This window comes from Acidovorax sp. FG42, assembly GCF_057809195.1.
On sequence record NZ_JBMDJM010000006.1, the window covers coordinates 180987 to 198786 of the forward strand.

At 67.3% G+C, this 17800-nt stretch carries 18 protein-coding genes; 6 read left to right on the plus strand and 12 right to left on the minus strand.

Annotated features, from left to right (window positions below; all coding sequences use genetic code 11):
* Nucleotides 1-3 precede the first annotated feature (3 nt).
* From ACODSM_RS08960 to ACODSM_RS08970, 3 genes are all read right to left on the minus strand, one after another.
* Entirely contained in the window at nt 4-1182 is a 1179-nt protein-coding gene (locus tag ACODSM_RS08960) for a response regulator (protein ID WP_488805011.1), read from the minus strand.
* A gap of 162 nt (nt 1183-1344) precedes the next feature.
* Nucleotides 1345-2295, minus strand: coding sequence for an NAD(P)H-dependent flavin oxidoreductase (locus ACODSM_RS08965; RefSeq protein ID WP_060986119.1), 951 nt, complete (start codon nt 2293-2295; stop codon nt 1345-1347).
* 69 nt (nt 2296-2364) lie between these two features.
* Nucleotides 2365-3156: a pseudouridine synthase gene (locus tag ACODSM_RS08970; RefSeq protein WP_110961017.1), complete on the minus strand. Its 792-nt coding sequence runs from the start codon at nt 3154-3156 to the stop codon at nt 2365-2367.
* A 271-nt stretch (nt 3157-3427) separates the two neighbouring features.
* Between ACODSM_RS08970 and ACODSM_RS08975 the strand changes: the two genes are divergently transcribed.
* A complete protein-coding gene (locus tag ACODSM_RS08975; protein WP_015015009.1) occupies nt 3428-3763 on the plus strand; it encodes an ankyrin repeat domain-containing protein in 336 nt (111 codons plus the stop codon).
* A gap of 111 nt (nt 3764-3874) precedes the next feature.
* On the opposite strand, the gene ACODSM_RS08980 is transcribed toward ACODSM_RS08975, so the two are convergent.
* Nucleotides 3875-4339, minus strand: coding sequence for a tellurite resistance TerB family protein (locus ACODSM_RS08980; RefSeq protein WP_060986117.1), 465 nt, complete (start codon nt 4337-4339; stop codon nt 3875-3877).
* A 138-nt stretch (nt 4340-4477) separates the two neighbouring features.
* On the opposite strand from ACODSM_RS08980, the gene ACODSM_RS08985 reads away from it, so the two are divergent.
* Complete coding sequence (locus ACODSM_RS08985; RefSeq protein ID WP_488805012.1) at nt 4478-5395, plus strand: DHH family phosphoesterase; 918 nt, start codon at nt 4478-4480, stop codon at nt 5393-5395.
* Nucleotides 5396-5492: 97 nt separating this feature from the next.
* Here ACODSM_RS08985 and ACODSM_RS08990 read toward each other — a convergent pair whose 3' ends face one another.
* The 4 genes from ACODSM_RS08990 to ACODSM_RS09005 form a co-directional block, all read right to left on the minus strand.
* On the minus strand, nt 5493-6719 hold the full coding sequence (locus ACODSM_RS08990; protein WP_488805013.1) for a DUF1501 domain-containing protein: 1227 nt from the start codon (nt 6717-6719) through the stop codon (nt 5493-5495).
* An 11-nt stretch (nt 6720-6730) separates the two neighbouring features.
* The gene (locus ACODSM_RS08995; RefSeq protein ID WP_488805014.1) at nt 6731-8335 is read right to left on the minus strand and encodes a DUF1800 domain-containing protein; all 1605 of its coding nucleotides are present in this window, start codon (nt 8333-8335) and stop codon (nt 6731-6733) included.
* Nucleotides 8336-8650: 315 nt separating this feature from the next.
* Nucleotides 8651-9949, minus strand: a complete 1299-nt coding sequence (locus ACODSM_RS09000; RefSeq protein ID WP_488805015.1) for an MFS transporter — start codon at nt 9947-9949, stop codon at nt 8651-8653.
* Between the two features lie 166 nt (nt 9950-10115).
* Nucleotides 10116-10553 (minus strand): thermonuclease family protein, encoded by a 438-nt coding sequence (locus tag ACODSM_RS09005; protein ID WP_110961022.1) that lies wholly within the window; start codon nt 10551-10553, stop codon nt 10116-10118.
* A gap of 666 nt (nt 10554-11219) precedes the next feature.
* On the opposite strand from ACODSM_RS09005, the gene ACODSM_RS09010 reads away from it, so the two are divergent.
* Nucleotides 11220-11714: a DUF2242 domain-containing protein gene (locus ACODSM_RS09010; protein ID WP_051022730.1), complete on the plus strand. Its 495-nt coding sequence runs from the start codon at nt 11220-11222 to the stop codon at nt 11712-11714.
* A gap of 44 nt (nt 11715-11758) precedes the next feature.
* On the opposite strand, the gene ACODSM_RS09015 is transcribed toward ACODSM_RS09010, so the two are convergent.
* Both ACODSM_RS09015 and ACODSM_RS09020 read right to left on the minus strand, forming a co-directional pair.
* Nucleotides 11759-12313: a dihydrofolate reductase family protein gene (locus tag ACODSM_RS09015; RefSeq protein ID WP_488805016.1), complete on the minus strand. Its 555-nt coding sequence runs from the start codon at nt 12311-12313 to the stop codon at nt 11759-11761.
* A gap of 97 nt (nt 12314-12410) precedes the next feature.
* Nucleotides 12411-13301, minus strand: a complete 891-nt coding sequence (locus ACODSM_RS09020) for a LysR family transcriptional regulator (RefSeq protein WP_488805017.1) — start codon at nt 13299-13301, stop codon at nt 12411-12413.
* A gap of 141 nt (nt 13302-13442) precedes the next feature.
* Here ACODSM_RS09020 and gstA point away from each other — a divergent pair, with 141 nt between their 5' ends.
* A complete protein-coding gene (gstA, locus tag ACODSM_RS09025) occupies nt 13443-14051 on the plus strand; it encodes a glutathione transferase GstA (protein WP_488805018.1) in 609 nt (202 codons plus the stop codon).
* Entirely contained in the window at nt 14051-14761 is a 711-nt protein-coding gene (locus tag ACODSM_RS09030) for a glutathione S-transferase family protein (protein WP_488805019.1), read from the plus strand. Before gstA ends, ACODSM_RS09030 begins: the two co-directional genes overlap by 1 nt.
* A gap of 19 nt (nt 14762-14780) precedes the next feature.
* Here the strand turns inward: ACODSM_RS09030 and ACODSM_RS09035 are convergent, their stop codons facing one another.
* Together ACODSM_RS09035 and ACODSM_RS09040 are read right to left on the minus strand one after the other, a co-directional pair.
* The gene (locus tag ACODSM_RS09035; RefSeq protein WP_488805020.1) at nt 14781-15317 is read right to left on the minus strand and encodes a pseudouridine synthase; all 537 of its coding nucleotides are present in this window, start codon (nt 15315-15317) and stop codon (nt 14781-14783) included.
* 88 nt (nt 15318-15405) lie between these two features.
* Nucleotides 15406-16332: a peptidoglycan DD-metalloendopeptidase family protein gene (locus ACODSM_RS09040; RefSeq protein WP_488805021.1), complete on the minus strand. Its 927-nt coding sequence runs from the start codon at nt 16330-16332 to the stop codon at nt 15406-15408.
* A 192-nt stretch (nt 16333-16524) separates the two neighbouring features.
* Here ACODSM_RS09040 and ACODSM_RS09045 point away from each other — a divergent pair, with 192 nt between their 5' ends.
* Nucleotides 16525-17787: a phospholipase D-like domain-containing protein gene (locus ACODSM_RS09045; RefSeq protein ID WP_488805049.1), complete on the plus strand. Its 1263-nt coding sequence runs from the start codon at nt 16525-16527 to the stop codon at nt 17785-17787.
* Nucleotides 17788-17800: the final 13 nt, after the last annotated feature.

The window sequence follows — 17800 nt, forward strand, 5'->3', positions numbered from 1 at the left end:
GCTTCACGGCTCCAGCGCGGGCACCGGGTGGTCTGCAAACTGCTCGGCGATGGCTGCAAACTGCGGCACCAGCTGTACGAACGCATCACAGATGTCGGGGTCGAAATGCTGGCCACGGCCGTTGCGGATGATGTCCACCGCGTCGTCGAGCGTGAACGCGCGTTTGTAGTGGCGGCGCGAGATCAGCGCATCAAACACATCGGCGATGGCCATCAGCCGTGCGGGCAACGGGATGGCGTCGCCCTCCAGTCCGTCGGGGTAGCCCGAGCCATCCCACTTTTCATGGTGGCCTGCCGCGATCTGGCGTGCGGTCTCCAGGAACTCCAGCGCCGAGTTTCTGGGGGCGCTGGCCGGATGGGCCGGCTGCTGGCGCCCCATCTGCAGCACGCTGCGGATGGCCTCGTCGATGGCGTCGGCACCAATGCGGGCATGGGTCTTCATGATCTCGAACTCATCAGGGGTGAGCTTCCCCGGCTTGAGCAGGATCGCGTCGGGGATGCCCACCTTGCCGATGTCGTGCAGGGGCGCGGCCTTGGCGATTTGCTGGCGCTGGTGGGGACTGCCCAGCAGGTGCTGAAAGCGCGGGTGGTCCTGCAGGTGCAGCATCAGTGCCTCGATGTAGGCCTGCGTGCGGTGCAGGTGGTTGCCGGTTTCGTTGTCGCGCTTCTCGGCCAGCGTGGCCATCGCGTGCAGGCTGAAGTCCTTGATGAGCTCGTTTTCGGCCATGCGCCGCTGCACCTCGGCGTCCAGGTAGCTGTTCTGGTCGGCCAGCCAGTCGCGCGCGGCCTTCAGCTCCAGATGGGTGCGCACCCGCGCCAGCAGCACGGCGGGCTTGATGGGCTTGGCCACATAGTCCACCGCGCCCGCTTGCAGGCCGCGTTCTTCGTCCGCGATGGCGTCGAGGGCGGTCACGAAGATCACCGGGATCTCACGGGTCTCCGGCGCGGCACGCAGGGCGGCCAGCACCTCGTAGCCGTCCATCTCCGGCATCATCACGTCGAGCAGGATGATGTCGGGCACCGGCTGGGTGTGGGCGACCTGCAAGGCCCGCTGTCCCGAGTTGGCCACGCGCACGTGGTAGTACGGGCGCAGCAGCTGGCCGATGACGGTCAGGTTTTCGCGGGTGTCGTCGACGACCAGAACCGTTCTGAGCACGGCTTTGTCATCGGTCGGCAAAAACATGGTCGGGGTGCTTTCGGGCTACCACGCAGAGAATTTGCTCTGGTGTAAGTGCATGTTACTGCCCTTACAGAAGCTGACAAGCTTTCCGTGGTGCGGTGGTCGGGTAGCACATCGCATCCATGCGTTGCCGCCGCAGCACTTGTCGGGCCGGGGACGCCCCTTTTAGCCAAACGACCGCGCCGCAGCCAGGGCGCCCATGCGCCGGCTGATGGCAAAAAACTCCGCCACGGTGTCGTCAATGATCTGCTGCGCGGTCTTGACGGAGTCAATCAATCCCACGGTCTGCCCAGCCAATGCAGGGGCCGCCTCCATGTCACCGTCAAAGTACACGCGCTGGATGCCTGCAAAGCTGTCGGCGGGCATCAGGCCCGCCTCGTGGATGGCTTGCGTGCGCTGCGACTTGAGCGCGCGGATGCAGGGGCTGGCCTTGGTGTTGAGCATCCAGGTGCCGGTGACGCCCGCATCGACGATGGCGTTCTTGTAGTTGGCATGCACGGGGCTTTCGGCGCAGCTCACAAAACGCGTGCCCATCTGCACGGCCTCGGCACCCAGCGCAAAGGCTGCGGCCATGCCGCGCCCGTCGCAGATGCCACCGGCTGCGACCAGCGGCACGTCCACCTGCGCGCGAATGGCCTGCAGCAGCACCAGGGTGGAGACCTCTTCGGGGTTCTTGAAGCCGCCGCCTTCACCGCCTTCGACCACCAAGCCGTCAATGCCTGCATCCACACATTTCAGCGCTGCGTCCACCGTGGGTACCGCGTGATACACGGTGATCCCCGCGTCCTTCAGCGGCGCAATGAACTTGGCCGGGCTACCCGCCGAGGTGGTCACAAACCTCACGCCCGACGCGCACACAAAGCGCAGCATGGCGTCGTCCTTCAAAAAGCGGATGGGCAGGTTCACGCCAAACGGCAGGCCCAGCGCGCTCATCTTGGTGATCTCTGCCTGGCAGTTGGCGGTTTCGCCGGACGATGTTTCGATGATGCCCAGCCCACCCGCGCGCGACACCGCCGAGGCCAGCTGCGTGCGCGCAATCCAGCCCATGGGCGCCTGGATGATGGGGTAGCGCGCACCCGTGTGGGCAAGGACGCGGTTGGTGGCGGGTGCGGTCATGGGTGGTGTCTCCTGTTTTTTGGGAGCGCCCATTATTTCGACGGGTGTGCCGTCGCCGTGTCGCCCGCGTTACGGGGGCGGGGCGGGTGTCTCTTGCCAGGGCAGCTGCGCAAACAGCCGCTGCCAGTCAACGCAGGGCGGCACAGCGGAATCGTCGGCGGGGAGGTATCCGCAGCCCCAGCCTGCAGGTCCCGGCCAGCGCAGCCCGCTGTCAAAAGTCATCGCCGCCCCCGTTACGGGGTGGGGCACCCTGAGCTGCCAGGCATGTAGCCACAGCCGCTGCTGGCCCAGTCGCTCGGCCCACCAGCGGTTGAGCGGGCCCTTGCCATGCGTGGCATCGCCAATGATGGGGTGGGCCACGTGCTTGAGGTGGCGGCGGATCTGGTGGCGCCGCCCGGTGGTGGGAAGTGCCTCGACCAGCGACGCGCGCGTGGTGGCAAAACGCGCATCGCTGGCCTCGGGCAGCGTGAGCTGCGCCAGCCGCCGAAAGCGTGTGTGGGCGTCCTGCACGGCGGCATCGGTCGGGGCGTCATCGGGCTTGAGCGCATGGTCCACCTCGATGGCCTCAGGCGCCCAGCCACGCACCATCGCCAGGTAGCGCTTGTGCGTGGCGCCCTGCTCAAACGCTTGCGACAGTGCCCGCGCCGCATCGCTGTGCAGCGCCATCACCAGCACGCCGCAGGTGCCCTTGTCCAGCCGATGCACCGGAAACACATGCTGGCCCAGCTGGTCGCGCAAGGTCTGCATCACAAACCGCGTCTCGCCCGCGTCCAGCCCCGTGCGGTGCACCAGCCAGCCTGCGGGCTTGTACACGGCCACCAGGTGCTCGTCGCGCCAAAGGATGTGCAGGGGAGGGGGCATGGAGGAATGTGTGTGTGCCATCGCGGGCTAGGGATCCTCTGCACGAATCAAGCGGCAAGTGAGCGCAGCGGATCGGGAGGGGTTGCAAGGCGCAAAACGCAGCAATAGCCGTAGCTATTGCGAGTATTTGCAACGCAGCAGACCGCCCGAGGCCGCTGATGCGCACGGCGCGCTGATTCGTGCAGAGGATCCCTAGGGGAAGGCGCGGATTGTGCCGCACGCGCCGCTGCCTACACTGGTCCCGTTCAACGCTTACAAAGGATGCCCGTCTATGTCCGCAGGAGACTGGAAAGACATGTACGCCGCCGCCGTGGCCGGCGACCTGGCGCTGGTGCGCCACCACATCAGCGCGGGCGTGAACCCCAACTACCAGCATCCCGAGATCCTTTGCACACCGCTTGTGGCCAGCCTCATCCACGGCCACGATGCCATTGCGCATTACCTGTTGGCCCATGGGGCGGACCCGATGCTGCGGTCCGACTTTGACGACATGACCCCGCTGGAGGCTGCGCGCCGTTATCGGCGCACCGAGTTCATTGGCATGCTGCAGGCGCAGGGTGCGAAGGAGGAGCGCAAGCCGTTCTGGTGGCGCTGGTTGCCGGTGTGAAGGCGAAGTGTGGGCACATCGGTACAGCCCGCGCAGCCCGGACTAGCGGCCGCCGTGTAAGGCCTCTGCCGCACCAGCGGCGTATCCCTTGGAGGAAAACCGCGAAGCGAATCAATGGGGGCTTGTTTCCTTCGCACGCATCTTGGCGCCGATGTACTCGCCGTGCGTCACATGCAGCAGGCCCGCCACCTTGCTGATGGTGTGCATCTCGTTCTCATCCGGCCGTGCGTCCGCATAGGCCACCTGCCACATGGCTTCGACCAGCCGGATCTTCTCGGCCTGCGTGAAGTGTTCGTTCAACTGGCTGGTGAAGTGCTGGTAGTCGTAGGCCGTTCGGGAGGTGGTGGTGGCCTGGTCCAGCAGTGCCTGCAGTTCCTCGTCCGACAGCGCAAACTGCTGGCGCAGTGCGCTCTCCATCACGCTGCGCTCCGCTTCGCCCAGGGTCGCCTTGGTGCGCACCACCTCCACCAGCAACACGGCGGCTGCCAGTTGCAGTGCCCGTGCACGCTCGGCGGGCGATGGCGTGGGGTGCAGGGGAGCAATGCTTTCCAGAAGGTCTTTGAGGGCTTGGAACATCGTTGGCTTGCGAGGCTGCGTAAATAGGATGGATGCGTCGGGGGCGGCGTTGGTTCCGCTGCGTTAACGGGAGGAGGACTCCCTGGCTGCGCAGGTTGCGCTCGGTGCCTTGCCATGCCCCGGCGACAATCGGGGGCCATGACGAAGAAAACCATACTCCCCCTGCAACTGCTGGTTGCCCCCGACAAGAACGACCCCGCGCCGCTGATCCTCTACCACGGGCGCAATTGCCCCGATGGCTTTGGCGCGGCGCTGGCCGCATGGCTGTACTACGGCGACCAGGCTGAATACGTGGGGCTGGACCACGGCGATGTCAAGACCGTGGACGACCTGCCGCCCCTGCAAGGCCGCGCGGTGTACATCCTCGACTTCTCGTTTGCCAACGAGGTGATGGCGGCCATCGACGAGCGCGCCGCCAAGCTGGTCATGCTGGACCACCACAAGAGCGCCGCCGAAAAGCTGACCGGCTTTGCCTGCCGCTGCGGCGTGGTGCACTTTGACATGAACAAGTCGGGCGCGCGGCTGGCGTGGGAGTTCTTTCACCCCCATGCACCCATCCCCGCGCTGCTGCAATACGTGGAAGACCGCGACATCTGGAAGTGGGAGTTTGCCGAGAGCGCGGCCTTCCTGTCGGCCCTGGACATGGAGGAGCAAGGCTTTGCGCGCTGGCGGGAGATTGCAGACTTCACGCCCGAGCAGCTCCAGCAGTTCACGGTGCGCGGCGAGGCCATGGACCAGAAGTACCGCAAGCTCTGCGCCGACATTGCCGAAGGCGCGCAGCCGCTGGTATTCAACGGCATCACGGGCCTGATGGTCAATGCCCCGGGCATGTTCCACAGCCTGGTGGGCGACATCCTCTCGGCCAAGACCGGCACCTTTGCGCTGATGTGGAGCGCGGGCGAAAAGGGCGTGAAGGTGGGGCTGCGCTCGCAGCGCAACTTTGACTGCATCGCGTTGGCCGAAAGCATGGGCGGCGGCGGCCACGCGCAGGCCTGTGGCTTCAAGATGAAGGTGGAGCGCCTGCCCGAACTGTTGACAGGCACCTTCAACGCGTAGTGCTGGGGTGATTTGGAGAGAAAGTCGCCTGAAGCGCTACAACTGCATGCCTCAGAAGCTATCAAAATATAGTGAACGGCGTGGAGCGCGAGCGCGGCTAGACCAGTCGCAGGTCCGCGCCTTGGGTTCCTGGAAACACCCGCCCCAGGGCCGCCGCGTTCAGCCCGTACATCCGCGCGAACAACCCGCCCAGCACACTGCGGTAGTCGTTGAGCACGGGGTAGTCGCGGTTCTGGAACAGCGTGGTGGCGGTCAGCGCCTGCTGCTCGCCCACGATGCGGCCGCCATTCACCCCGCCACCCAGCACCCAGAACACCGTGCCGTGGCCGTGGTCTGTGCCCCGGTTGCCGTTCTCGCGGAAGGTGCGGCCAAACTCGCTGATGACCACCACCACGGTGGACTTCCACGCGGGGCCCATCTCGTCGGCAAAGCCTGCGAGGCCCCGGCCCAGTTCCTCCAGGCGGTTGGCCAGCGCGCCGGTGGCGGCACCCTGGCCCACATGCGTGTCCCAGCCGCCCACGTCCACAAAGCCGATCTGGTAGCGCGACTGCATCAGCCGCGCCATGCGCCGGGCCGTGCCCTCAAAGCCCTTGGTGCTCAGCGCATTGCGGCTGGCGGCCTCCATCTCGCCCTGCATGGTGCGGGCCACTTCGTCGCGGGTGGCAAAACCTTCGTTCACCGGCGTGGCCAGCGCTGTGCCCCGGTACATGGAGGCGATGAGTTCGGCCTGCCGCGCATCCACACCGCCCCGCCCGGCGCCTGCGCTCAGCGCGGTGTTAGGTACATCCACCGCCCCGCGCAGCACCAGGGGCAGGGTGCTGGTAAATGCCATGGGTTGCAGCGCCGCTGCAGTGCTATCGCCGCGCGGGTTCAGCTCGGTCACCAGCCGGTTCAGAAAGCCCGATCGGTAGTCACGCCGCCCGCCCAGGGGCTGGCCCAGCTCGATGCTGTCCTGCGTGTCGAAGTGGCTGCGCGAGAGGTCGTCCGTGCCCGCAAACGGCACAAACGCGAGCTGACGCTGCTGGTACAGCGGCAGCATCGATTCCGCCAGTGCCGGGTGCAGGCCCCAGTCGGCTGTGAGCGGCAGGGCGCCGCCCTCCTGCCCCGGCCGGGCGATGGCGATGTTGGGCCGCGTCTCGTAGTAGTAGCTGCTGGCCGTAGGCACGAGCAGGCTGGCGCAGTCGTAGCCACCGCGCAAGAACACGAGCAGAAAGTGCGTGTCCTGCGCGCGGGGTGCGGCGAGCACGCTGGCGCTGTGCACGCCCAGGCCCGCACCGAGTGCGCTGGCGCCCAGGGCCTGGAGAAGATGTCGTCTGTGCAGCATGAAGTTTTCTTTCATCCGTGCATGAACTCGGGGGATGCGAGGAACAGCAGGTTCCATTCGCGCGGTGAGGTGGCCTGCGCCAGTGCGTTGCTTGTGGCAGGGGACCAGGTGGGCTCCATGGCGCGCACGTAAGCCGTCTGCGCCAGGGTGGGCGGCATGCGCGGCGCGGCTCGGGGGGCTGCGTCAACGCTTGCTGGCGGGGTTGCCAGAGCGCCTGCACCCAGGGCCCGCGCCATCTCAAAGCGCGTGCTCATCTGCCCCGAGCCCGACCACGACGCGGAGTCCAGCGGGTAGCCATCGGGCGTGACGCGGCCATACAAAGGCTCGGCCAGCCGTTGCAGCCACGCCAGTGCCGGGTCGGTGCTGGGCAGCACAGCGTCGCCATGGGCCAGGCGCAGGCCCGCCAGCGCATAGTGCACCGGGTCCCGAAACCGCTGGCCGAGAGATGCGCGGAATTCTGGCGTGTTGAACAGCGTTTCCAGCACCGCTGCGATGTCGCCGTCGGTGCGCTCAAAGCTGCGGGCCAGGGTCTGCAGCAGCGCGGGGGGCGGGTTGTCTCCCACCAAAAAAAGCGCGATCTTGCGCGTGATGAAGCGCGCGGTGGCAGGCGCGCGGGCCAGGCGGTCCAGCGCTTCGTCCACTTCGGCCAGGCCTTCGGCGCGCAGCGGCTGGCCGAGCAACGTCTTGGGCTCCCAGTCATGCCGCTGGGGGTTGAACTCGAACAGGCCGTCGCGCAGGTAGTGGCGGCGCAGCGCGGGCTTCATGCGCGGTGGCTCGTCGCCCTGCGGCCGCTGCGACACGCCCACGCCGGTCAGCACGCGGGCCAGCTCCTGCACGTCCTGCTGGCTGTAGCCGCCGTCCACGCCCAGCGTGTGCAGCTCCATCAGCTCGCGCGCGTAGTTCTCGTTGATGCGGCCTGCGGCGTTTTGTGCGTTGTCCAGGTAGCGCAGCATGGCCGGGTGGCGCGCGGTGGCGCCCAGCAGGTCGCGAAAGCGGCCCAGTGCATGGGGGCGAATCGCACGTTCCTCGTAGTCACCCACCAAGGCGCGCAGGTTGCCCTTGCCGGCAAACACGTTGAAGTGGTTCATCCAGAACCAAGTCATCTTCTCGCGCAGCTGGGTGGGCGAATACAGCGCGCGCAGCACAAACCGGGCGGCGGCCTCATGTTGCAGGGCGCGCATGTCCTGCTGCCAGGTTTTGAGCGCAGCCTTGCGCTCGTCTTCGGTAGGCAGGGCTTTGGCGGCGCGGTGGCGGGATTCCATGTCGGCCGCCAGCGCCTCGATGGGGGTGCGCGATATGGCCATGGCGTCGATCTGCGCTTGGGCCTCGCGCGGCAACGGTGCGTTGCCACCGGGGCGCAGCTGACTTGCCAGGTAGGCGCTGATGCCCAAGCCACCCAGCGCTTGCGCGCCCTGGCCGGTGCAGCCCCAGGTCACGCGGTCGAGCAGGTGGACCTGCGTGGGTTCGTCGGCGGACGCCCCGCCGCCAGTGCTGACGGCGTTGGGCGATGCAGGGGGCGCAGCCTGGGCCAAGGGCGCGGCGCCAAAGGCTGCAAAAGCCGCCATGCCCAGCAGCAGCGTGCGGCGGTGGAGGGGCGGAGGGGAGTGGGGGGTCATGGTGCCTCGCTGGCTGCCAACCAATGGTGACCCCCATGGTGCCGCTGCGATCCACAGGGTGCAAGGCGGCGCAGCGGGTTTTACCTGCGCGATACAAACGCCAGCGAGGATGTATCTAGGAGTCTGTCGGACCTGGAAATCGTCGGCTGCGAATCGGCCGCAGCGGTCCATTTTTTACCGTCTTTTTGCCCCATAGCCGGGCTATGGGGCGGCAAATCCGGCAAAAACTGTCCTCGCTGGGGCCGATTCTCGCTTTCGACGCTCCAAGTCCGACAGGCTCCTAGGGGTTTCGTGAATCGCCCCGCAGGAGGCGCGTTACGGCAAAGGTGCCGCGCCCGTGGCCTGCGCGGCCTCTTCAAAACGGTCTACCTTGCGCAGGGTCTGGAACGCCAGCATCCAGCCACCCACTACCCCCAGGGTGCACAGTCCGCCCACGATGGCGGCAGGCACCACGCCCAGCCAGGCGGCGCTCGTGCCTGCGCGGAATTCGCCCAGTTCGTTGGACGAGCCGATGAACAGCATGTTCACCGCGTTCACCCGGCCACGCATGGAGTCGGGCGTGGAGAACTGCACCAGCGCGCCGCGGATGTACACGCTGACCATGTCGGCGGCGCCAGCCACCAGCAGCGCCGCAAACGACAGCCAGAACAGCGTGGACAGCGCAAACACCAGGTTGGCCACGCCAAATACCGCCACGGCGATGAACATGGTGCGGCCCACATGGCGGTTGAAGGGCCGCATGCTCAGGTACAGCCCGGCGCTGACCTCGCCGACCGCCATGGCACTGCGCAGCGCGCCCAGGCCTGCCGGGCCCACATGCAGCACCTCTTGTGCGTAGATGGGCAGCAGCGCCACCACGCCGCCCAGCAGCACGGCAAACAGGTCCAGCGAGATGGTGCCCAGAATGATGGGCCGTGTGCGGATGAAGGTGATGCCCGCGCCAAAGCGCTCCAGCATCGTGCCCTGTGCAGGGCCGGGCGCCGTGGCATGGGCCACCACCACGCGCAGCAGCAGCGCCACGCCCAGCACAAAGCAGGCGCAGCAGATGGCATAGGTCAGCTCGCCGCCGCCCAGCGCGTACAGCAGCCCGCCCAGCAGCGGCCCGCCAATGCTGGCCACGCGCATCAGCATGCTGTTGGCAGCAATGGCCTGGGCCAGTTGCGCGCGCGGCACGATCTGTGGCAACAGGCTCTGCATGGCCGGGCCCGAGAACGCGCGGGCGCAGCCATACAGCACCAGCACGGCATAAATACCCGCCACGCCGCTGCTGCCATGGCCCGACAGCCACCACAACAAGGCGCTGCACACGCCGCCCACCGACCAGGCCAGCGCCAGGATGCGCTTGCGGTCAAAGCGGTCGATCAGGTCGCCCGCTGGCAGCAGCAGGGCCAGCATGGGCAGAAACTGCGCCAGGCCCACATAGGCCAGCGCCAGCGGCTGCCGGGTCAGGTCGTACACCTGCCAGGCCACCACGACAGCCTGCACCTGGGTGGCGACCACGGCTACCACGCGGGCGATCAGGAAGGAAACAAAACCGGCATGGCGGTAGACGTTGGCAGGTTCGGCGGGCGCGGCAACAGCGGCGCTCGGGGTGATGGGCTCGGGCGTGGGCATGGGGGGGGGCAGCGGGGGGGGGGGGGGCAGCGGGGGGGCATTCGCCCAGTGCGGCGATGCGCCCAAACGGCGGGAGGCCAGATGCTAGCGGTTGTCGCGTCGGGCTGCAGTCAAGCGCTGGTAAAGCCTCGCAGCGGGTGCGCCGATGGTTGGGTATGCGATGGCGTCAACGACGATGCCGGTGCCGGTAGTCCCACGGCGCCAACGGGCGCTTTTGGGACCACAGGCCCGCGTGCTGCGCCTGCGCAGAACGCTGCAGGGGCGCCAGGTGGGGATAGCCGCTGGCGTACGGCGTGTAGACCCAGGCCATGCCCGCGCGCACCTGGGCCGTTGCTACGTCCGTCCCGCCGCAGCGCACCTGCGCCACCATGCGGCCATAGCTGTCTTCGTCCACCGGTTGCAGCGTGGCCCGTTGCCGAAAGCACAGTTGTGCCAGGTGCTGTCGCGACTTCTGCCCAAACGCCTGACGGGATTCGGGCGCGTCGATGGCGGCGATGCGCACCTTGACCTGCTGGTAGGCACCGGGGGCGCCGCAGCGGGCGGTGAGGGTGTCGCCGTCGCTGATGGCGACGACCAGGCAAAGCAGGGAGGCGGCGAGGGGCACTGGGGGCTTGAATGTGGGTGGGTGGGCGCCGGCGGCGGTGTGGGGGCTGCAGCGGGCTGATTGTGGCCGGATGCGCTACGGCAGCGTGCCTTGATAGCTATGAATAGTATAGCGTTTACGGTCGGCCGGAATGTGGTTGCAGGCAGACAGCGGGCGCTGGCGCGACGCGCCTATTCGATGCTCCGAAGTCCTTCCTGGCACTTCGCGCAGCGCCGGTTTTTTTTGCTTCAAGGTGTTACCACACCGATGTGTACACAGCACGAAGAATATGGGGAACCGGGAGCAGTTACTGCCGTCAGACACCCCAGGCGCTGTGACAATGGGGTGCATTGCCCAGCGCGTTCGTTTCGCGTTTGGTTTGAGCTTGTTATCGTCGGCACTAGTGTGCTGTCCCGCAAATAGCTGCACGAAATGAAATCGATGGCATCGCGCCCAGGGCGAGGCGCAAACCGCAGTGATAGCCGTAGCTATCGCGAGGATTTGCAACGCAGCCCTGGGGGTGAGGACGCGATTTCATGTGCAGTTATTTGCGGGACAGCACACTAGCCACCCACCACCCAAGGAGTCCCGGTTTTGCGTTTCCCCTGGTCCACAGAATTCCATGCCTCCCCACCCGCGCTTGTGCGCGCCGCCGCCGTGGCCCTGGCCTGTGGCGCGACCTTGGTCATGGCAGGCTGCACCAGCACGGGTGTCAAGACGTTTGGCGTGCAGGAGAACTTTGGCTCGGTTGCCACCTATTCGCGCCTGTTTGATGCCACCCCGGCCCAGACCTGCGAGGCCTCGCGCCGCGCGCTGCTCAGCCAGGGCTACGTCATCTCGTCCAGTTCGGCCGATCTGGTAGAGGGCAAAAAGAGCTTCCAGCCTGAGCCCGAGTCGCACCTGCAGATGGTGGTGCGCGTGGTGTGTGTGCCCGAGGCCAACGACGGCAAGGTCAGCCTGGGCTTTGTCACCGCCACGCAGGACACCTACGCATTGCGCAAGACCAACAACTCCGCCAGCGTGGGCGTGGGCGCCATCGGATCGGTGTCGCTGCCGTTCTCGTCCAGCAGCGAATCGCTGGTCAAGGTGGGCAGCGAGACCATTGCCAAAGACACCTTCTACGACAGCTTTTTTGACTTGGTCAAACGCTACCTGGTCATCGACCAGGCGCTGGCGGACTGAGCCGCCCTGGCGGGACAGACGCCCGTACTCAGGTACTCAGGCACTCAGCGGTCGGAGCGTGGCGGTACCCGGTAGCGCAGCTCGGCAAACACGCCGCCCAGCGTGGTTACGGATTGCAGCTGCAGCGGCGGCTGCACCACACGGCGCGGAAACAAAGGGGTGCCCACGCCCAGCGTGACCGGCGCCACCTGCACGATCAGCTCGTCCAGCAGGCCCGCATCGTGAAACTGCCCCACCAGGTCACCCCCGCCCACCACCCACACATTGCGGCCTGCTGCGGCCTGCACCATGGCTTGGTGCACGGGCCGCACATCGCCACGCACAAAGCGCACATCGGCACCGGCAATGCTGCGCAGCGTGCGTGTGCTGAACACCCAGGTGGGCGGTGTGTACGGCCAGGGCTGGCCCGCATCGATGGCATGTTTCAGCATCCATTCGTAGGTGTGTGATCCCATGGCCAGCGCGCCCACGCTGCGGATGAAGTCGGGGTAGCTGGAGCCTTCGATCTCGCCAAATTGCAGCAACCAGTCCAGGTCATGGTTGGGCGTGGCGATGAAGCCGTCGAGGCTGGACGCGCCGTAGAACTGTGTAGTGGTCATGCCCGCGCACTGTAGGGACCGGCTGCTGACAACGTGCTGGCAGCAGGCGCGGGTGGGGTCTGCCCGGTGCATTCATCGGCCAGAGGCCCCAGGTGACTCAAGGCAGCTGCACCGTCTCCGCCAGGTGCCCGTATACCGTCGCAATGCGCCGCAGGTGGCGCGACTCCGGGTGGGTCAGCAGCCACAGCTCGGTTTCGCCATCGGCCAGCGCGCCCGTGAGCGGGCGCAGGTCGCTGTGGCCCTGGGCCAGAAAGAGGGGCAGCACCCCCACGCCCATGCCCAGGGCCACCAGTTCCATCACGGTGAGCAGGCTGTTGACGCGGTAGGTGGGCTGTGCCCTGGGGAATTGCTTCTTGCGCCAGCGCACCGAAGGGTGGTCGGGCAGGGCGTCGTCAGGCGCAATCCAGGCGGCGCGGCCCGCCTCCACATCCGACAGGGCCAGGGTGCTGGCGGTGCCTGCGTAGAGGGCCGAGCGGATCATGCCCAGCTGCCGCCCCACCAGGTGCTGCGGCGGGCGCTTGGTCGCGCGCACGGCGATGTCGGTGTCGCGCCGCGTCAGGCTCACCAGCTCGTTGCCGGCGTGCAGCTCGTACACCAGGGCCGGGTGCCGGGGCTGCAGCATTTGCAGGGCCGGGGCGATGAGGCCGTGCAGGATGGTGTCGGTGGTGGAGATGCGCACCGTGCCCGACACCTGTTCGGGCTGCGCCTGTGCGGCAGAGCGCGCGGCCTCCAGGGCGGCTTCCACCCGCTCGGCCTGTTCGGCCAATGCCTGGGCCAGTTCCGAGGGGCGGTAGCCGGCGCGCGACCGGTCGAACAGCGACTGGCCCAGCCCCCGTTCGATGCGCTGGATGGCGCGGAACACCGTGGACGCATCCACACCCAGCCGCTCACCGGCGGCCGCCAGGGTGCCGGTGCGCACCATGGCCAGCAGCACTTCCAGCTCGGCCGCGCCCAGTTGGTATTGCGCTGATGCAACGGTTGATTTCATGGGTGCTTATTTTGTTTGCGTTGTTGCAAGCATAGATTCTGCCTGTCGCCGGGCCTTGCCGTGTACCGATGGGTGTCTATGGCTGCTAGTGGGTAGCAACGGCGACATATTCCAACCGTTTTTACAGAAAGCCCCGTTCCCATGAAGCTCTACTACGCCCCCGGTGCCTGCTCGCTCGCCGTCCACATTGCCCTACGCGAGGTCGGCGTTGCGTTCGATCTGGTCAAGGTGGACCTGGTGCGCCACACCACCGAGACCGGCGCCAACTACCTCGACATCTCCCCGCGCGGCTATGTGCCCCTGCTAGAGCTGGCCGACCAGTCGCGCCACACCGAAGCAGCGGCGCTGCTGCAGTACGTGGCCGACCTGGACCCGGCGCGCGCACTCATCGGCCAGCCCGGCTCCAGCGAGCGGCTGGCCGTGCTGGAATGGCTCACCTTCGTCAGCACCGAACTGCACAAGGGCTTCAGCCCCTGGCTGTGGCACAAGGAGACGGCCGACTCCACGCGCCAGGCCGTCAAGGCCAAGCTGGCCGTGCGCTTTGCCGAGATGGACGCCGTGCTGTCGCGCAGCGACTTTCTGGCAGGCGGCTACAGCGTGGCCGACGCGTATGGCTTCACCATCGTCAACTGGTCGCACCTGCTGGGCATCCCGCTCACTGCCTACCCCCACCTGCAGGCCTGGATGGCACGCGTGGCGGCCCGCCCGCAGGTGCAGGCTGCGCTGCGGGCTGAGGGGTTGCTGTCGTGATGGCCCAGACCACAGCGCCCGCTGCGCTCACTCTGGTCTCGCACGCGCTGTGCCCCTATGTGCAGCGCGTGGCCATCGTGCTGCACGAAAAGGGCCTGGCGTTCGAGCGCCGCACCATCGACCTGGCCCGCAAGCCCGACTGGTTCCTGGCCCTCTCGCCGCTGGGCAAGACCCCGGTCCTGCAGGTGCGCGGCCAGAGCCTGTTCGAGTCGGCCGTGATCTGCGAATACCTGGATGAGGTGGCCATGCCCGTGCTGCACCCGCCAGACCCGCTGCAGCGCGCACGCCACCGGGCGTGGATGGAGTTTGGCTCTGCGGTGCTGAACACCATCGGCGCCTTCTACGCCGCAGCGGATGAGGCCACGCTGCAGGCCCGCGCGCATGACCTGCGCAGCCGTTTTGTGCAGATCGAAGAGGCCCTGGGCCAGCGCAGCGTGCCGGGGCCGTACTTTGCCGGGCCGGACTTTGGCATGGTGGATGTGGTGTTCGGCCCCGTGTTCCGGTACTTCGACGTCATCGATACCTTGCCGGGCGTGGATGACCTGGGGCTCTGGCAAGGCTTGCCGCTGGTGCAGCAGTGGCGGGCTGTGCTGGCGGCACGCCCTTCGGTGCAGCAGGCCGTGGGTGCGGACTATGCCGAGGGCTTGCGGGCCTTTTTGCGCGCGCGTGGTTCAGCGCTGTCGCGGCGCATGCAGGCGGTGGCCGCGTAGACCCCGTACGCCTGCCAGCTCAATCCGCCCAGGTGCCCGGCGCCAGCCCGTCCAGCGTGTACGGCCCGATGGCCGCGCGGATGAGCCGCAGCGTGGGGTGGCCCACGGCGGCCGTCATGCGGCGCACCTGGCGGTTGCGGCCTTCGCGGATGATGAGCTCGATCCAGGTGGTGGGGATGGCCTTGCGCTCGCGGATGGGCGGGGTGCGGTCCCACACCGCAGGGGCGGGCTCCAGCAACCGTGCGCGGGCGGGCAGGGTGGGGCCGTCGTTCAGCACTACGCCACTGCGCAGCGCGGCCAGCGCGGCCTCATTGGGGATGCCCTCCACCTGCACCCAGTAGGTCTTCTCCATCTTGAAGCGCGGGTCGGCAATGCGGGCCTGTTGCTTGCCATCGTTGGTCAGCAGCAGCAGCCCTTCGCTGTCGGCGTCCAGCCGCCCGGCCACGTGCACGCCGGGCAGGTCGATGTAGTCCTTCAGACCCTGCCACTTGCCCTCGGGCGTGAACTGGCTCAGCACGCCGTAGGGTTTGTTGAAACGGATCAGGCGCGAGGTCATGGGGTCGGTTTCAAGCAAAAAGGGCCGGATGCGCTAGTGCAATATGCGCTGAGTGCTATCAAATGCATAGTAATGAAGCCCTGCGCCATCAGGCCGGCACGAACAGCGCCGGGTCCACCATGGTGCGGTTCAGCATCACGCCCCAGTGCAGGTGCGGGCCGGTCACGCGGCCGGTGGCGCCCACCTTGCAGAACGCGTCGCCCGCCTGCAGCACATCGCCCACGCGCACCTCCATGCTGCTCAGGTGGCAGTACATGGTGAGCAGGCCCTGGCCGTGGTCCAGCCACACCGTGCCGCCATTGAAGAAGTAGTCGCCCACGTCAATCACCCGGCCCGGCAGCGGCGCCACGATGGGCGTGCCGGTGGCGGCGGCAATGTCCATGCCGCTGTGCGGATTGCGCGGCTGGCCGTTGAACACGCGGCGCAGCCCGAACGAGCTGGATCGCCGCCCCGGCACGGGCACGCGCATGCGCAGCGATGCCAGCGCCACGCCGGCGGGCTGCTCGGTGAAGGTGGCCATCACCTGGGCCTGGTGGTCACGTTCGCGCTCGTAGCGGGCCTGGTCCTCGGGCGACAGGTCCACCGTGCGGGGCGACACCTTCAGGTGCTGCTCCTTGTACTGCTTGGGGGCCACGCTGTAGTGCACCAGGCGCGGACTGCCGCCGCCTTCGGGCAGCACGCTGATGAAGGCATCGCCCGGCGCCGCAGCCAGCGGTATGCCCACGATGGCCGTCCACTCGATGGCATCGCCCACCACGCGCAGCGGCACATCCACCTCGCCCTGGCGCACCTGCGCCACCGGCCGCGTGGCCGCCGGGCCCAGCGACAGCCGTGCCACACCCCCGGGCACCTGCAGCGCCTGGGGCCACACCGCGGGTGCGGGTGGCAAGGGCTTGGCATGCAGAGGCGCAACCAGGGCAGGCTGCACGAGCAGGCCCGCCGTGCCGATCAAGGCGCTGCGGCGGGTGATGGGGAGGGTGGGACGGAGGGGAGCAGGGCGGGCAGATTCAGGCACGGCAGAGAAGGGCGAGAGCAAAAGACAAAGAGGCAGCACGAGGGGGGGGCGATGGACGGAGCGCACCGCTGTCGCGGCCGACAAGGGCGATTGTGCCCCCGGTGTTGGCGGCGTCCGCCTACATCGCGCGTGCATGGTGCCACCTACCATCGCGCCATGCCACCCGCCGCCCCTCGCCGCCGCCGCTCCACCATGCTCACTGTCTTGCTCACGGCCCTGGCCACGGGGGCCCTTGTCCTGTTGGCACTCAACTTCACGGCGGGCGAGAAAAAGGTGCAGCAGCAGCTGCCGCGCCTGTACAGCACCGCCCACCCGCAGTTCGAGCGTGCCCTGGGCAGCCTGCTCGGCCCAGGCATTGTGGGCGGCAATGCGGTGACGGAGCTGATCAACGGCGACCAGATCTTTCCGCCCATGCTGGCTGCGATCAAATCCGCTCAGAAAAGCGTCACCTTCGAAACCTACATCTACTGGTCGGGCGACATCGGCAAGCAGTTTGCCGACGCCCTGAGCGAGCGCGCCCGCGCCGGTGTGCCCGTGCATGTGCTGCTGGACTGGGTGGGCAGCGCCAAGATGGAAGAGAGCTACCTGGCCGAGATGAAAGAGGCCGGGGTGCAGATTGAAAAGTTCCACAAACCCCACTGGTACAACCTGGCCCGCCTGAACAACCGCACCCACCGCAAGCTGCTGGTGGTAGACGGGCAGGTGGGCTTTACCGGCGGCGTGGGCATTGCGCCGGCGTGGACGGGCAACGCGCAAGACCCCGAGCACTGGCGCGACTCGCACTACCTGGTGCGCGGCCCCGCCGTGGCGCAGATGCAGGCCACGTTTCTGGACAACTGGCTCAAGGTCACTGGCAAGGTGTTGCATGGCGAGGCGTACTTCCCAGCCATTGCTTCGGCGGGTGGGCAAAAGGCGCAGATGTTCTCCAGCTCGCCGTCGAGCGGCAGCGAGAGCATGCAGCTCATGTACCACCTGGCCATCACGGCGGCCGAGCGCAGCATCGACCTGTCGGTGGCCTACTTTGTGCCCGACGACCTGACCCGCAAGCTGCTGATGGATGCGCTGGCACGCGGCGTGCGCGTGCGCCTCGTCACCCCCGGCGAGCACACCGATACCGAGACCGTGAAGGCCGCATCCCGCGCCACCTGGGGCGAGCTGCTGCAGGCCGGGGCCGAGATTTATGAATACGGGCCCACCATGTATCACTGCAAGGTCATGATCGTGGACCAGCTGCTGGTGTCGGTGGGCTCCACCAATTTTGACAACCGCTCGTTCCGCCTGAACGACGAGGCCAACCTGAACGTGTATGACGCCGCGTTTGCGCAGCGCCAGACACAGGTGTTTGAAGACGACATTCAGCGGTCACGCCGCGTGACCTACGAGGCCTGGCTGGAGCGGCCGTGGAGCGAAAAGCTGCACGAAAAGATGACCGGGCTGCTGCGCTCGCAGTTGTGAGGTGACTGCAGCG

Coding starts and splice junctions, on each gene's coding strand:
- ACODSM_RS08975 (WP_015015009.1), top strand. CDS start 3,428: ATGTCCGCAGGAGACTGGAAAGACATGTACGCCGCCGCCGTGGCCGGC.
- ACODSM_RS08990 (WP_488805013.1), bottom strand. CDS start 6,719: ATGCTGCACAGACGACATCTTCTCCAGGCCCTGGGCGCCAGCGCACTC.
- ACODSM_RS08985 (WP_488805012.1), top strand. CDS start 4,478: ATGACGAAGAAAACCATACTCCCCCTGCAACTGCTGGTTGCCCCCGAC.
- ACODSM_RS08980 (WP_060986117.1), bottom strand. CDS start 4,339: ATGTTCCAAGCCCTCAAAGACCTTCTGGAAAGCATTGCTCCCCTGCAC.
- ACODSM_RS09030 (WP_488805019.1), top strand. CDS start 14,051: ATGGCCCAGACCACAGCGCCCGCTGCGCTCACTCTGGTCTCGCACGCG.
- ACODSM_RS08970 (WP_110961017.1), bottom strand. CDS start 3,156: ATGCCCCCTCCCCTGCACATCCTTTGGCGCGACGAGCACCTGGTGGCC.
- ACODSM_RS09045 (WP_488805049.1), top strand. CDS start 16,525: ATGCTCACTGTCTTGCTCACGGCCCTGGCCACGGGGGCCCTTGTCCTG.
- ACODSM_RS08960 (WP_488805011.1), bottom strand. CDS start 1,182: ATGTTTTTGCCGACCGATGACAAAGCCGTGCTCAGAACGGTTCTGGTC.
- gstA (WP_488805018.1), top strand. CDS start 13,443: ATGAAGCTCTACTACGCCCCCGGTGCCTGCTCGCTCGCCGTCCACATT.
- ACODSM_RS09000 (WP_488805015.1), bottom strand. CDS start 9,949: ATGCCCACGCCCGAGCCCATCACCCCGAGCGCCGCTGTTGCCGCGCCC.
- ACODSM_RS09015 (WP_488805016.1), bottom strand. CDS start 12,313: ATGACCACTACACAGTTCTACGGCGCGTCCAGCCTCGACGGCTTCATC.
- ACODSM_RS09035 (WP_488805020.1), bottom strand. CDS start 15,317: ATGACCTCGCGCCTGATCCGTTTCAACAAACCCTACGGCGTGCTGAGC.
- ACODSM_RS09010 (WP_051022730.1), top strand. CDS start 11,220: ATGGCAGGCTGCACCAGCACGGGTGTCAAGACGTTTGGCGTGCAGGAG.
- ACODSM_RS08965 (WP_060986119.1), bottom strand. CDS start 2,295: ATGACCGCACCCGCCACCAACCGCGTCCTTGCCCACACGGGTGCGCGC.
- ACODSM_RS09020 (WP_488805017.1), bottom strand. CDS start 13,301: ATGAAATCAACCGTTGCATCAGCGCAATACCAACTGGGCGCGGCCGAG.
- ACODSM_RS08995 (WP_488805014.1), bottom strand. CDS start 8,335: ATGACCCCCCACTCCCCTCCGCCCCTCCACCGCCGCACGCTGCTGCTG.